Source organism: Runella salmonicolor, assembly GCF_024158025.1.
Classification (GTDB): domain Bacteria; phylum Bacteroidota; class Bacteroidia; order Cytophagales; family Spirosomataceae; genus Runella; species Runella salmonicolor.
On the sequence record NZ_JAMZEL010000014.1, the window covers coordinates 79,589 to 94,834 of the forward strand.

12 protein-coding genes are annotated in these 15,246 nt (G+C 45.9%); 8 read left to right on the plus strand and 4 right to left on the minus strand.

All coding sequences use genetic code 11. The annotated features are described in order from the left end of the window. Positions 1-154 precede the first annotated feature (154 nt). From NCI00_RS24515 to NCI00_RS24535, 5 genes are all read left to right on the plus strand, one after another. On the plus strand, positions 155-673 hold the full coding sequence (locus tag NCI00_RS24515; protein ID WP_166558081.1) for a DUF4199 domain-containing protein: 519 nt from the start codon (positions 155-157) through the stop codon (positions 671-673). A 48-nt stretch (positions 674-721) separates the two neighbouring features. Next, a complete protein-coding gene (gene gldF, locus NCI00_RS24520) occupies positions 722-1,450 on the plus strand; it encodes a gliding motility-associated ABC transporter permease subunit GldF (protein ID WP_253532240.1) in 729 nt (242 codons plus the stop codon). Between the two features lie 108 nt (positions 1,451-1,558). Next, complete coding sequence (locus NCI00_RS24525; protein WP_253532116.1) at positions 1,559-5,287, plus strand: hydantoinase B/oxoprolinase family protein; 3,729 nt, start codon at positions 1,559-1,561, stop codon at positions 5,285-5,287. Between the two features lie 56 nt (positions 5,288-5,343). Further along, complete coding sequence (locus NCI00_RS24530; protein ID WP_114066209.1) at positions 5,344-6,840, plus strand: helix-turn-helix domain-containing protein; 1,497 nt, start codon at positions 5,344-5,346, stop codon at positions 6,838-6,840. A 95-nt stretch (positions 6,841-6,935) separates the two neighbouring features. Further along, on the plus strand, positions 6,936-7,634 hold the full coding sequence (locus NCI00_RS24535; protein ID WP_253532118.1) for a hypothetical protein: 699 nt from the start codon (positions 6,936-6,938) through the stop codon (positions 7,632-7,634). A 165-nt stretch (positions 7,635-7,799) separates the two neighbouring features. On the opposite strand, the gene NCI00_RS24540 is transcribed toward NCI00_RS24535, so the two are convergent. After that, entirely contained in the window at positions 7,800-8,459 is a 660-nt protein-coding gene (locus tag NCI00_RS24540; RefSeq protein WP_253532120.1) for an ABC transporter ATP-binding protein, read from the minus strand. A 215-nt stretch (positions 8,460-8,674) separates the two neighbouring features. Between NCI00_RS24540 and radA the strand changes: the two genes are divergently transcribed. After that, entirely contained in the window at positions 8,675-10,042 is a 1,368-nt protein-coding gene (gene radA, locus NCI00_RS24545; RefSeq protein ID WP_114066213.1) for a DNA repair protein RadA, read from the plus strand. Positions 10,043-10,047: 5 nt separating this feature from the next. On the opposite strand, the gene NCI00_RS24550 is transcribed toward radA, so the two are convergent. Continuing rightward, the gene (locus NCI00_RS24550) at positions 10,048-11,484 is read right to left on the minus strand and encodes an arabinose isomerase (RefSeq protein ID WP_253532122.1); all 1,437 of its coding nucleotides are present in this window, start codon (positions 11,482-11,484) and stop codon (positions 10,048-10,050) included. A 184-nt stretch (positions 11,485-11,668) separates the two neighbouring features. On the opposite strand from NCI00_RS24550, the gene NCI00_RS24555 reads away from it, so the two are divergent. Next, on the plus strand, positions 11,669-12,547 hold the full coding sequence (locus tag NCI00_RS24555; protein ID WP_253532124.1) for an AraC family transcriptional regulator: 879 nt from the start codon (positions 11,669-11,671) through the stop codon (positions 12,545-12,547). A 6-nt stretch (positions 12,548-12,553) separates the two neighbouring features. On the opposite strand, the gene NCI00_RS24560 is transcribed toward NCI00_RS24555, so the two are convergent. Beyond that, positions 12,554-13,249 carry a response regulator transcription factor gene (locus tag NCI00_RS24560; protein ID WP_253532127.1) on the minus strand — a complete coding sequence of 232 codons (696 nt, stop codon included), beginning with the start codon at positions 13,247-13,249 and terminating at the stop codon, positions 12,554-12,556. A gap of 85 nt (positions 13,250-13,334) precedes the next feature. Beyond that, complete coding sequence (locus tag NCI00_RS24565) at positions 13,335-14,588, minus strand: sensor histidine kinase (protein WP_253532129.1); 1,254 nt, start codon at positions 14,586-14,588, stop codon at positions 13,335-13,337. A gap of 211 nt (positions 14,589-14,799) precedes the next feature. On the opposite strand from NCI00_RS24565, the gene NCI00_RS24570 reads away from it, so the two are divergent. Beyond that, positions 14,800-15,177, plus strand: coding sequence for a DUF1573 domain-containing protein (locus tag NCI00_RS24570; RefSeq protein ID WP_253532131.1), 378 nt, complete (start codon positions 14,800-14,802; stop codon positions 15,175-15,177). Positions 15,178-15,246: the final 69 nt, after the last annotated feature.

The following is a 15,246-nucleotide window of genomic DNA, read 5'->3' on the forward strand; positions in this document are numbered from 1 at the left end:
CCTAAATTTCGGCCCACAATGGTTCAATTTTCAACAAAGCGGTCATTTTTAAGCGCCACTTAGCTGGTATTGCAACCATCTATCCATTAATTTTCTTTCGTTCTCCCGCGCTGTTTACTTTTGCCCATCATCCAACTTCTTAACCAACAACATTATGGAACAACAAACAACTACCGCTCGTACCGCGCTCAAATTTGGAGTTATTTCGGGGGTTGCCAGCATCGTTTTTATCACAATTCTCTACGTTTCGGGACAAGCCGCCAACAGCGCTCTGGCATGGCTCGGGGCCATTATTACGATTGCGGCAATGGTGCTAGGAATGAAAGAATACCGAACGCTAAACGGTGGTTTTATGACCTACGGCCAAGGCCTTGGCATCGGCACACTGATGTCGGCCGTTGGGGGCTTTATTTCTTCTGTTTATTCTTATATTTATAATGAATTCATTGACAACACGTTACGTCAACAAATCCTCGATAAGGTCCGTGAAGATTTGGAAAACCGGGGCATGGACGATGCACAGGTAGAACAGGCATTGGCCATGAGCGAAAAATTTTCAAGCCCGGGTATTACTTTTGCGCTAAGTATTTTTGGGGCTATTTTAATCGGCTTTATTATTTCCTTGATTGTATCCGCCATTATGAAAAAAGACAAGCCTTTTGAATTAGAATAGTAAACTGTTCTCTATTTTTTCGTCAAACTTCCAGTGTCCCGTACGCTTATGCTCGCTATTTTTCGTAAAGAAATCAACTCCTTTTTCAGTTCATTGACTGCTTATATTGTCATGGCGGTTTTTCTGACCGCCGTCGGTTTGTTGATGTGGGTTTTTCCCGACACCAACATTCTCAATTATGGCTACGCTGATTTGGGGACCTTTTTCAACCTCACTCCTTTTGTTTTGTTGTTTCTAATTCCCGCCATCACCATGCGGGCTTTGGCCGAAGAAGTACGAAACGGAACCATCGAATTGCTGTTGACCAAACCCCTCAGTACTTGGGGGTTAATCTTGGGCAAATTCTGGGCCAGTTGGGCACTTGCCCTTGTGACATTGCTCCCGACACTACTGTATTATTACAGCATTTATCAACTTGGCAACCCCGTAGGCAACGTAGACTCGGCCCAAATTTTCGGCTCTTACATCGGCCTTGCCCTCTTGAGTGCCGTATTTGTGGCGGTGGGTTTGTGGACTTCTTCACTGAGCGACAACCAAATTGTGGCTTTTGTACTCGGTGTTTTCATTTCGTTTTTGCTCTATAACGGCATCGGCGCCGTGGCTAAATTGGACTTTTGGGGTTCGTTGGCATATCCTTTATCGTGGATTTCGCTCGATGAACAATACGCTGATTTGGGGCGCGGATTGATTGACTCCCGAAATGTTATTTATCTTTTCAGCGTAACACTGTTATTTTTGTGGTTGACCCAAAGCAGAGTGGCAGCACGACGGAAATAACCTTAACATAAAGATTAATCTAAGGGTTAAAAGCTACGAGGATGAGGAAATAAACACCTCATCTTCAGCTTTTAACCCTTCACTTTTAGCTTTAAACCTTCACCTTTTATGTGGCAAATTTGGATTGATACTGGAGGTACCTTTACCGACTGTTTGGCCTTGCACGAATCGGGCGTTTTAAAACGCACAAAAGTACTGAGTAGCAGTTTTTTGAGAGGGCAGATTCTCGAAAAAACAGGACCTAAAACGTACAAGACCGCTACCCAATGGGCGTTTGAAAGTGCCTTATTGACCGGTTATGATTTCCGAATTGTGGGGGGAGATGCGTTTATCAAAATCATTAATTTTAGCGGCGATGTGATTGAATTGGAAGAGGAGATTGACCTGACAGCTACCATTTTTCCCGTCGATTTTGAAGTTACTACCCACGAAGAAGCCCCCGTTCTTGCCACAAGAATAGTTACCGAAACTCCTTTAAATCAGCCTTTTCCTTCTCTATCGATGCGACTTGGCACCACCAAAGGCACCAATGCACTACTCGAACGCAAAGGCGCAAAAGTGACGCTTTACGTGACTAAAGGCTTTAGAGATGCTGTACGAATCGGCACCCAACAACGCCCCAATTTATTCCAATTGGCCATTCCTGAACCGACGTTGCTTTATGACGAAGTGATTGAAATACCCGAACGTTTGGACGCCAAAGGGGAAATAATCGCTCCTTTTGATAATTCTAACGTTCCTTTGCCCCGCTCCGCTCATCATTCGGTGGCTATTTCGTTTCTACACAGCTATCTGAATCCTGCCCATGAGCAGCAACTGGGGGCCGTCCTAAATGCCCAAAAATATCCCTCCATGAGCAGTTCTTCGGAATTATATGCGGGCATTAATTACCTTAAACGGACCCAAACGGCGCTGGTAAATGCCTATTTGCAGCCTATTTTATCCGAATACCTCACCAATATAAAATACGCGCTGGGACAGCAAACCATACGTGTGATGACGAGCGCGGGAGGCTTAGTGAGTGCGGCTACTTTTCGGGCAAAAGACAGCTTACTCAGTGGCCCAGCGGGAGGCATGGTAGGGGCCGCCGCCATTGCCCAACAACTTGGTTTTGAGCGCTGTCTGACCTTCGACATGGGAGGAACAAGCACCGACACCGCCCGTTTTGACGGTAAATTAGACTTAGAATTTGTCACCAAAATTGAAGGCATTGAGCTCCATAACCCCACGCTCGCCATCGAAACCGTCGCCGCAGGTGGCGGCTCTATTTGCTCTTTTGATGGGCAAAAACTCCGCGTGGGGCCCGAGAGTGCCGGCGCAAATCCTGGCCCCGCCTGCTACGGAGCAGGCGGCCCGTTGACCATCACCGACGTTAATTTATTATTAGGAAAATTGGACACTTCCCGTTTTGGGATTCCCGTTCGAATAGACAAATCTCGCGAGGCATTAAAGGCGATTCTGCAACGCATTTTTACCCAAATCAACCAACAACTTTCGGAAGACGAATTACTGCGTGGGTTTGAGCAAATTGCCAACGAAAAAATGGCCGAAGCCATTCGGCGCATTTCGGTCGCTAAGGGCTTTGACCCCAAAGACTATCCGCTGCTCACTTTTGGCGGCGCGGGTGGTTTGCACGGTTGTCAACTGGCCGAAATCCTGAACATTTCAACGGTCATTTTACCCTACGATGGAGGCTTGTTGAGTGCCTACGGCATGGGGCAGGCGCGGGTAGAACGGATTGTCAGTCAGCAAATTCTCAAACCGTTGGATGAACTAACCCCACAGCTCGACGAGCGCATTGCTCAACTTTCTCAAAAAGCCGAAGAAATTCTTCAAAATGAAGGCATCAATGCAGTTGAGGTAAGCGCGGTGTTGCTTTATTTACGTTTTAAAGGGCAAGAAAATGCGTTGGAAATCAGCTATCAAACCCACGAAAATCTCCCGCACCAATTCCGCGAAAAATACCAACAGTTGTTTGGGTATTGTCCCACCACGCTTCCCATCGAAGTGGAAAGCATAAAAATAATTGCTGGAGAAAAAGGCAAAAAAAACCAAGCACCAATCGCATATCAAGCTGATAATGAAGCCAACCCAATCAAACACGCACGCTACCCAGTGTATGATTGGGAACAGCTTTCAGCAAACGATTTTTTCAATGGCCCTGCCGTGTTGCTCAATCCAACGTCAACCTCTTTCATTCCCGAAGGGTGGCAAGCAGTGGTGACGTCTACGCGAGATATTGTCGTTAAAAGTACGGCCCAAAACCAAAAGAACGTCACCAAAACCGATGTCAACCAAGCCATTGAGCTAGAGCTTTTTACCAATCGTTTTATGGCGATTGCCGAAGAAATGGGGGCCCAATTGCAGCGTACCGCTTTTTCGGTCAACGTGAAGGAACGACTTGATTTCTCCTGCGCTTTGTTGGACGCCAATGCCGAATTGCTCGTCAATGCGCCCCATATTCCCGTACATTTGGGCAGTTTGGGCGTGTGCGCGCGGTTGGTTCGCGAAAAAATCACCATCGGCCCAGGCGACGTAATCATCACCAACCACCCCAAATACGGCGGCTCGCACTTGCCCGACGTGACGATTCTCGCGGGTGTATTTACGCCCGACCAACGCCTCATTGGCTACGTCATCAACCGCGCGCACCACGCTGAAATCGGCGGTCGAACGCCCGGCTCTATGCCCCCCGATGCCACCACGCTCGACGAAGAAGGGGTAGTGATTTTACCGACGTATTTGGTCAAAAACGGCGAAATGCAATGGGAAAGCATTGAGCGTCTTTTTACCCAACCTTCCTACCCTACCCGCGCCCTGACCGAAAACATTGCCGACATCAACGCCGCCCTTGCTTCGCTACGTTCTGGCGAAACAGCCCTTCAAAGTCTTGTGGCGCAACACGGGTTAGAAAAGGTACATTTCTATATGAAGTTACTGAAAAACAGTGCTTTTGACGCCTTACAAAAAGCCCTGATTCCCTACCAAAATAAATCATTTGTCGCTACCGAATCATTGGACGACGGGCATCTCATTCAGGTCAAGATTACGCCCCGCTTAGCAGGTGGAGCCCAGTTTGATTTCACGGGCACCTCACCCTGTCACCCCCACAATCTCAACGCCAATATTTCCATTATTTACAGCGCCATTTTATACGTTTTACGGCTGTTGGTCAACAAAAATATTCCTTTGAATGAAGGATTGATGCAAGGCGTCGAAGTTATTTTACCCGAAAACAGCTTTTTGCACCCTCATTTCAGCGACGACCCCACACAATGCCCCGCCGTGGTAGGAGGCAATACGGAAGTCAGTCAGCGATTGGTAGATACGCTGCTAAAAGCCTTTGAATTAGCGGCTTGCAGTCAGGGAACAATGAATAATTTCTTGTTTGGCAACGGACAATTCGGCTATTACGAGACCATTTGCGGCGGTACGGGCGCAAGCGCTGGCGCCAACGGGCGCTCGGCCGTGCATCAGCACATGACCAATACGCGCATCACCGATGCCGAAGAACTAGAACGTCGGTACCCTGTGCGGCTCAATCAATTCGCCATTCGTGAAGGCTCGGGTGGCAGCGGAAAATGGCACGGCGGAGAGGGCGTTGTCCGCAAAATTACCATTTTAGAGCCGCTGCGTGTCACGCTCATTACCCAGCACCGCCAAGTGCCGCCGTATGGTTTGGCAGGTGGACAAAACGGGCAAACGGGGCGGCAAATCCTGACCCGAAAAAATGGAACAACCGAAACATTATCAGGAGTTTGCAGCGTAGAAGCTGAGGCGGGTGATTCACTGAGTATTGAAACTCCCGGCGGCGGCGGTTACGGAAACCTCATTTAAAGTACTATGTTTTTCGGAAAAAGTACTAAATTTACACAGTAATAAAAATCCCTAACGTGTCTCTTAACCAAGATAATATTCGCCTCGTTTTTGGGCTCAAATTAAAGCAGCTTCGTCTTGACAAATCTCTCTCTCTCAGCGATTTGTCACAACTTACTGGACTATCCATTTCTTACATCAACGAAATTGAAAAAGGGAAAAAATATCCCAAGTCCGACAAAATCATGGCCCTCTCGCGGGCATTGGACGTAGAATACGACTCGCTGGTTTCTATCAAGTTGAGTAAAAAACTGGAGCCCATTTCGGAATTATTGCAATCCAATATTCTCACTGAGCTCCCGCTTGACCTTTTCGGAATCGACCCCGCCGATTTATTGGAAATGCTTTCCGACGCGCCCACCAAATTGAGCGCGTTTATCGGGACACTCATCGAAATCGCGCGCAACTACAATATGTCGGTGGAGCAATTTTACTTTTCGGCGCTGCGGACCTACCAAGAAATGTACGACAACTATTTCGAGGATTTGGAGCAGGAAGCTGAGCAGTTTTTGAAGTTTCATGCCGTTCCCGAAGAGTTGATTCTGGACGACAAATACTTAGCCGACTTGTTGGTCAAAAATTATCCGTACGAAATTCAGTTCATTGACGAAAAAAAATATCCCGAACTCATCGGAATTCGCTCCATGTTGGTGTCCCGCGGGGATAAGTTACGGTTGCTCATCAGTCCCCAACTAGATGCTAATCAACGGGCGTTTATTTACGGGCGTGAGTTGGGGTATCAATTCATGAAGCTCAAAAACCGACTGAATACCACGCACTTAGTGGAAGCCGAATCGTTTGAACAACTGCTCAACAACTACAAAGCCTCTTATTTTTCCAGTGCCATCATCATCAAAGGGGAAGTGTTGGCCAAGAAACTATCCACCTTTTTTGAGCAGCCGCATTTTGACGGTGAGGCATTGGTCAATATGATCAATTACTTCCACAGTACGCCCGAATCGTTTTGTTATCGCCTGAGCAATATTCTCCCTAAATACTTCGGAATCAGCCAGTTATTTTTTCTTCGTTTCAATAATTTTGCGGGACAAAACCGCTTTGATTTGACCAAAGAAATGCACATTGCGCGCAAGCACAATCCACACACGGTGCGCGATGAGCACTACTGCCGTCGTTGGATTTCGCTGACCATTTTGCAGGAGTTGGCCGAGTTGCAATCGCGCGGAGAGTACGAGCAGATACTGTGCCGAACACAGGTTTCGCACTACATGGACACGCAAGACCAGTATTTTGTGGTGTCGTTTGCCAAGCCAATGTCGCCCACACCCAACCTCAACGTGAGCGTTTCGATGGGGATTCGGTTGGACGAAAACGTGCTCTCCAAAATTAAATTTTTGAGCACCGGCGAAATCACCAAACGCGAAGTGAACGAGACCTGCGAGCGCTGCCCTTCATTTGACTGCAAAGAGCGCATGGCTGCGCCCACCGTACTCCAACGCAAACGCAAAAACGAAGCCATCCAAAAAGCCATGAAAATGCTAAGCAGCGAGGCGTAGGAGGAGCTGTTTTTTGCGCAAAGCTGTTTGTTTTTGGTGTGTATGCGCAGGTAGATGGGTCTGTACGGATGTTATAGGCAATTAAACGAAAGCCCATGTGGGAAGAACTAAAAGTATATAAGCAGCTAGATAAAGCAGAAATTAATCCGACATTTAAAAAGTTCGGTGCGACACTAATGTCCTTAACAAACGGCTTCAAACTCGACCAGACAGCTTCAATTATTAAACTTTCCCGAGAAGTTAATCAACTTGAGCAAGCTATTTTTATAGAAAAAGATAAGGGGACATACAATTTGAAAGTCAGGACTTCAATTAAGCCTGTTGACTTTTACCGAAAGCACAAATATACTATGCTTAACATCGTTCCTTTGGGTGACATATTGAATAATCATAGAAGGACTTCTTTTCCATTGACTCAAGAATGGAATGACTTAGCAATTTATTTGGCGACAAGAATCAAAACAGAAATAGAAAAATATTTTGGAACTTATGGCTCCTACTACAAGATAATTGCAAAGCGTAAAGAGATAGAACCAAAGGATTTTGGGCTAGATAAAAAGTACGAACTTTTAATTTATGCAGCAATAAGGACAAAAAACAAGGAATTGCTAAATCAATATCTTGACAAAAAAATGAGCAGACCTTTTATGGGGATTACTCAAAGTGAATATCTAAAGCCAGACAGCAATGAAATTGACGAAAGTGTTTTTTTGCAAAGTGTAAAATCTTTTGCCTTGACAGGAGACTTTATAAGCATTGAAAAAGAAATAGCAAAAGCATATGGACAAAATTAACTGCCAATAATAACTAAGGTTTCGTGGTGGCTGTAAGCCAAGCCATGAAATCCCGAAAGCTTTCAGGATGGTGTATTGACAGTTTCGGGCTCCGAAAGCCGCTTCTTCACCAAGTGCCATGACGTTTCTATGTAAGATTTTTCCAAGCTTTGGACTAACAAAAAACTACGGATGGGCTAGGCCACCATCAATCATTTCCAATTTGCGGTCGGCCATTTCGGCGAGGTGTTCGTTGTGGGTCACGATGACAAAGGTTTGTCCCAATTCGTTTCGCAGTCGAAAAAACAATTGATGCAGGTCTTCGGCGTTTCGAGAGTCAAGGTTACCGCTGGGCTCATCGGCAAAAATAATGGCGGGATTGTTGATTAAGGCCCGGGCTACGGCCACGCGCTGTTGCTCGCCCCCCGACAATTGTGAGGGCAAATTGCCCAAACGGTCTTTCAGACCCAGCATTTCCAATAATTCACCAGCCCTTTTTTTCACTTCCGTTTCGTCACTTTTGGCATCGATAAAGGCGGGCATACACACGTTTTCTAGGGCCGTAAATTCGGGCAGCAAATGGTGAAACTGAAACACAAAGCCAATGGTATGGTTGCGAAAAGCGGCTAAGTCTTTCTCTTTGAGGGCAAAAACGTCGGTATCGTTGATAAAAACCTGCCCCGCATCAGGACGGTCGAGGGTTCCCAAAATGTGCAGAAGGGTGCTTTTTCCCGCCCCCGAGGCGCCCACTATCGTAACCAATTCTCCTTTATTAATCTCTAAATCAATGCCTTTCAAAACGGAAAGATTTCCGTATTTACGAACAATTTGGCGGGCTTTCAGCATTCTTAACGCGTTAAAATTGAATTGACAAAGATTGAAAAACTTCGCAACTTAGGCAACAGCGATTTATGGTTAAACACATTTTAGTAGCTGTTGGTGATAGATAGCCCGAATGAAAAAGAAAGGCCGTTTATTTACATTCCTCTCCAAATCTTTATCCCTGATATTGATGTTTCATTTTTATAGGTTAGCTTCGTAACCTATTTTTCAACGATTATATGGCTAAAGTCAAAACCGCTTATTTTTGTCAAAGTTGTGGTCATCAGTCACCCAAATGGCTGGGACGCTGCCCTTCCTGCGGCGAATGGAACACCTTGGTAGAAGAAGTTCTCGAAAAAGAAGATAAAAAAGGGCCCATCGGACAATGGAAATCGGTGAGTTTGGCCTCCAAACCCAAAGCCATTGTCGAAATCAAATACGAAGAGGAACCCCGAATCGTAACGATAGACGGCGAACTGAACCGCGTTTTGGGAGGTGGCATTGTGTTGGGTTCGTTGGTACTCATCGGCGGCGAGCCGGGCATCGGAAAATCGACGCTGATGCTGCAAATTGCGCTTACGCTTACCCAACGCGTGCTGTACGTGTCGGGCGAAGAAAGTGAGCAGCAAATCAAGATGCGCGCCGAGCGGCTTACGTCCAAAAACCACAATTGCTTTATTCTGACGGAAACGTCGACCGATAATATTTTCCGTCAAATCGAAGAATTTGAGCCGGATGTTCTCATCATTGACTCTATCCAAACCATGCAATCGTCGCTCATCGAATCGGGCGCGGGCAGCGTGTCGCAGGTGCGTCAGTGCGCTTCCGAACTGATGAAATACGCCAAAGAAAGCGGTGTGCCGGTGTTTATGATTGGGCACATCACCAAAGACGGCAGCTTGGCAGGCCCCAAAACCCTCGAACACATGGTGGATACAGTGCTTCAGTTTGAAGGCGACCGCCACACCACCTACCGCATTTTGCGCACCACCAAAAACCGATTCGGAAGCACCTCAGAATTAGGAATTTACGAAATGCTCGGCACGGGCCTGCGCCAAGTGACCAATCCGTCGGAGATATTGATTTCACAGCGCGAAGAGCAATTGAGCGGCATCACCATTGGCTCCATGCTTGAAGGCAACCGACCGCTCATGATTGAAATACAGTCGCTGGTGAGTGTGGCCAACTACGGCACGCCGCAGCGCAGCAGTACGGGCTTTGACAACAAACGCCTTCAGATGCTGTTGGCGGTATTGGAAAAACGCGGCGGCTTTCGGTTGGGCACCCAAGATGTGTTTCTCAACGTAGCGGGCGGTCTGCGCGTAGAAGACCCTGCCATTGACTTGGCCGTGGTGACGTCGATTGCGTCGTCTTTTGAAGATTCTTTTGTGCCGCCTTCGGTCTGTTTTGCGGGAGAAGTGGGCTTGGGCGGTGAGGTTCGGGCCGTGAGCCGCATCGAAGGCCGCATTGCCGAAGCAGAAAAACTGGGTTTTAAGAAAATCTTTATTTCCAAGTACAACACCAAAGGACTGATTTTCAAGAGCTACGACATTAAGATTATACCCGTCGCGAAGTTGGATGAAGTGTTTGGTGAACTATTAAGGTAATTTTTTCAGCAAACTTTTCGTACTTCCATTCCCAGCAACGCGCCCAATTTTTCGATTTTTGAACTGATATGCCCAATCCCGATGGCGCAATGATGCGCAGGGCCGTGGCTATTCCAATCGTTAACAAATTTACGGGCACCGATAGAAAACTTATATCGGCTGTTGGTGTTGCCAATCTCTAAAATCGGCCCCGCAACCGATTCTGCCTCGGCCACCAATAGCATTAGCCCGCCGCCTCTTTTTTCTACAACCGACAATAGGGTAACGGGACCATTTTTTACGCTCATTTCGACCGAAACCCCTTTGCCTACTTTGCCATGGTAGACTTTCAAGGGGCGCACTTTGGTTTTACCTTCGGCAATGGCAATGTGCCCCGGGCCATCGTGGCCCATCAGCACCGCATCGTCCGCAAAATCCATGGCGTAATATTCTGTAAATGAACCGCCAACGCCAAAACTGTCCATGATTTTCATGGCTTGGGCGTTTTTGATTTCGTATTCACCCGCCACGGGTACGCCATTGGCGGTCAGTAGAGAATTCCCCAAAATAATGGACGCAATCGCTTCTTCATTCTCCGGATTGCCCGTTCCTTTGTAATAATATGCCATCGAGCCCAGCTTGTGTTTCTCCACCAAGCGCTCCAGCGCTACCGATGTAACGGCCGCTTTTTCAAGCTCCTCAGGCGGACAATCTAACTGAATATCAAAGGTTTCCTGAAATAACTGAAGGCGTTCGGCTGTTTCAGCAACGCTTACTTCTTTTCGTAATTCAGCCAATTCTTCCACTTCCAACAACTCAATATGGCCACCGAAATGGGCGTAATGTTGGGTCAAATCTGAATAAATATCCAACATTCCGCTGTAATAATGCCCCATGCAGCCCAACCGATTGTAAGCCATAATATTGGCCACTTTGGCCGCCTCTACCCACTCTCCGACTTCTCGCCAAGTTTCAGCGTCGTGGTGCAACATCCCCGTAATTTGGTGGAACCTAATCCCCACCCGATTGAAGACATTGGCGATTTCGGGTACGGGGCAGGCCGAACAGTACGCCAGCCATTCGCCCGTCATTTTGGTGCGGTCGGTCATGGCATTGAATGATGTATAATCAATGGCCGCTTCGGGCGATAAGTTAAGGATGATGACAGGAACTTTGGCGCGCTGCACGACGGGCAAAACCGTTGAAGACAGCGCGTAGGTAGTTACGTACAAAAAGATAATATCGACATCTTCGGTCTTAAACTGTTTTCCTGCTTCAAATGCCTTATCGGGCGAGTCCACCAATCCGACGTTGAGAATGTTTGCGTGAACGGTGGCCAATTTTGCCTCTACTACCCCCAGATAACCTTCTAAGCGCTCTTTTAATCCTTCAAACTGCGGCCAATAAGTATCTAGCCCGATGCCAAACAGTCCAATTTTTAAGGTTGTATTCAATTTCATCATACGTTAGAATTCATTCCAAACGGTAGTACACTCACAATATAAATATCACTTTGTACAACAACAGACTGGCCCATTTTCAAACCAAATCAGTACTAAAGGATATTTATGGTAATATTCCACAAATAAATAGTATTTTCGACCATCCACAAATGACCGTTTTGATTATTGTTTTATATTTTTTGATATGAAATTATTTAGAAAATACTTTACCCTTGACCCCGGCACAAACGAACAAAATCAGGGAATAAACATCCTCAATGTAGGGCATAATATTCACCCTGCCAATCATCCTTACCCCGACATCCAACACCCTGACGACTACTATTTTGAGTGGGATAAAGGTAGAAGCCTGAAAGAGTACCAAATCATTTATATTTCCAAAGGAGAAGGCTATTTTGAGGCCAACGGCCTCCCTCCGCAAGTCATTGAAGAAGGAACCATCATTTTGCTGTATCCGGGGGTTTGGCACCGCTATCGTCCCAAAGAGAAAACGGGATGGGAAGAATATTGGGTGGGGTTTTCGGGCACGTATGCCCATTATTTATTGGAACAGGAATGTTTTAATCCCCAAAATCCAATCATTAAAGTAGGTTTTAACGCTGAATTCTTGGAGACTTTTTCGAAGCTCATTGAGGTGATTGAAGCTCGTGGCGACTCCTTCCAAAAACTATCTTCTTTTCAGCTCATTCACCTCTTGGGAATCGTGTACGCATCGGTGTTGTTGTCGAACCAAAAGATGTCGAGAAAAGAAGAAATCATTGATAAAATACGGGACGAAATCCACAAAAATTGGAACAAAGATATTGACTTTGAAGCACTTGCTAGAAAATTTAACCTAAGCTATATCTGGTTCCGAAAAACCTTCAAAGAAGTGTTAGGCACCTCACCTAACCAATACCACCTTACCCTTAAATTGCGCAAAGCGGAGCAACTCATTCAGGAAAGCAACCTGACATTGGCCGAAATTGCGTATCAATCTGGCTTTGAATCAGAGTTTTATTTTTCAAGAATTTTCAAAAAGAAGATGAATTACAACGCTTCGGAACTTCGTAAGAAGAAGTAATCAAGCTCACCACCGCATCCTGAAGCCTACGCCATGAATTCCTTCAATCTTGATATTGGGGTCGTCGCAAAGGTATTTACGCAAACGCGACATAAACACGTCGAGGCTACGTCCCATAAAATAATCATCGTCGCCCCAAATGGCTTTGAGCAAGTCTTCGCGTTTGATAACCTGATTGGGGCGTTCAGCCAAATAGCGTAGAACTTCGGCTTCACGAAAGGTCAAATCTTGCGTTTTACCGTCGATTTGAAGGTATAATTTTTCAAAATCAAACGCATAATTACCAACGTTGGTTACTCCTGGCGTTTGCGTTGTAGATTCAGATGATTGATTTTTTTGACTTCGGCGGAGAAAAACTGCTATTTTGAGTACCAACTCTTCCATGCTGAAAGGCTTGGTGAGGTAATCGTCTGCCCCGAGACGGAGGCCGTGGAGTTTGTCTTCTTGCAACGAGCGCGCCGTCAAAAAGAGAATGGGAACGTGCATGTCTTGTTGACGAATTTTCTGCGCCAACGTAAATCCATCAAGGTGCGGCAACATCACATCCAACACGCATAAATCAAAAGGTTGCTGTTTCTGAAAAGTTTCTAACGCTTGCAAACCATCCGTACAATGGACGATGTCATAATGATGAAGTTCGAGGTTATCTTTGGTCACAAAACCCAAATTTGGGTCATCTTCAACATATAAAATACGCGGCATTTTCAGGGGTTCTGTTATTGGTGAAATCGTATCAGTAAAGTAGAATTACTGCTCATCGAGAATTTATGGCGGAAAGTACAGATGCTTACATCGACTTTTTTAATGGAATCAAAATCTTAAACTCGCTTCCCTTATTCACTTCACTCTTGAGTTGGATTCTCCATTGGTGCGCTTTTGCAATCTGCTGTACATAGCTCAGGCCAATGCCAAACCCTTTTACGTTGTGGACATTTCCAGTCGGAATCCGGTAAAACTTTTTGAAGACCTTATCTTTGTATTCAGGGGCAATTCCTATGCCATTGTCTTTGACCGACACCACCAGTGAGCCATTTTCGTTGAATGTCTCCAACAAAATTACGGGGTTTTGGGGCGTATATTTAAAAGCGTTGTCAATTAAATTGCTGATGGCATTCGTAAAATGCATCCGGTCGGCGTGAATATAAGGCTCCACAGCGTTCAGATGAAGGGTCAGGTCTTTCTCGTACTTATGAGATACTGAAGTGATGACTTGATGGGCGTCGAGCCATTCAATGGTAAGTGGCAGCTTATTTTTTGCCGCCTTGGCCATATTCAGGACGGTTTCCACTTGGGTTTGGAGGCGTAGCGCCTCTTCTTTGATAATCGCAGTGTATTTTTTGAGGCGTTCGGGCTGGTCCTTGATGGCGGGGGTGTTGAGCACGTCGGCTGCGATACGTATCGTAGCAATGGGCGTTTGCAACTCGTGCGTCATGTTGTTGATAAAATCGCGCTGTATTTCGGTGAGTTGTTTTTGCCGTAAAATGACAAACAGGGCATATCCAAAAAAACTAACTGCAATCAACACCAGCAACGAAGACCAAATCCAGCCTCTAAGGTCGTTGATGACCGCACTATTTTGATTGGGAAAACGTACGCCAAAATAATAAGGATATTTGTTGGATTTGAGCCAATTGGCGGTTTGAGTTGGGGTTTTGTTGTCATTACGAGTGCTCAAGGCTACGCCATAAAACATTTTATTGCTGGCGCAATCATAAATTCCTACTTCAAAATCAGTAATGATGTTATGCCTAACGAAGCTCGTTTTGAGGTAATGTTCCAGAATACCCGGATCAACCATGGAGTTGGTATTAACCAAAAAATAATTGGAAGAAAGTTGCTCTACGGGGTTGTTGTGCAGCATCACGGCGTTGAGCTGCGCAAGCTGCTCGGCCACTTCCTGCAAAGACACATGTACCTGCTGATTGAACTGGCGCTCTCCCATGTCGAGGGCTTTTCTTACCCAATATATCTGAGTCACAATGACCCCAATGATGGACAATGTGGATAAAATTACCAGAAGGCGTATCGTTTTTCTTGACATAAATACAGGCGTAGGCTTTAATTAAAAATGCCTGTTGGCAATATTAACCAAAAAATACATACGAATTTAGGACGTAGGCGGATTCTTACCAATGGATTAACAAACCATTAACAAAAGTTGAGTTTTCATTAACACAGGCACAAGCCCCAACCTTCTACTTTTGAAAAGTCAATTGATAAAAAAATAATTAATCACTTAAAGACTTATTATTATGAAAAAAGTAACACTTCCTTTTTTATTCTTTTTTGTTGCCACATCGCTCGTCTTTGCAGGTGCGGCAGTAGCAGCGTTTGGTTGGACAGAAACCGCCCACAATTTTGGACAAATCACACAGGGTAAGCCAGTTACGGCCGAATTTGCGTTCACTAACAAAGGTGCCGTTCCCCTGATCATCCACAAGGCATACGGCTCATGCGGGTGTACGGGGGTAGATTATCCCAAACAGCCAATTATGCCAGGAGCATCGGGCACCATCAAAGCAACATTTAACGCCGCCGCCGTTGGGACATTTAACAAAACAGTCACGGTAGAATCCAACGCCGAGGGTGGATTGGTAACGCTAAACATCCAGGGAGAAGTCACTAAATAGTGCTATCGGTTGGAGGTAAAAAAAGTACAACACAGTCATGAAACAAACAGGCGCACCCCGAAAGTGCGC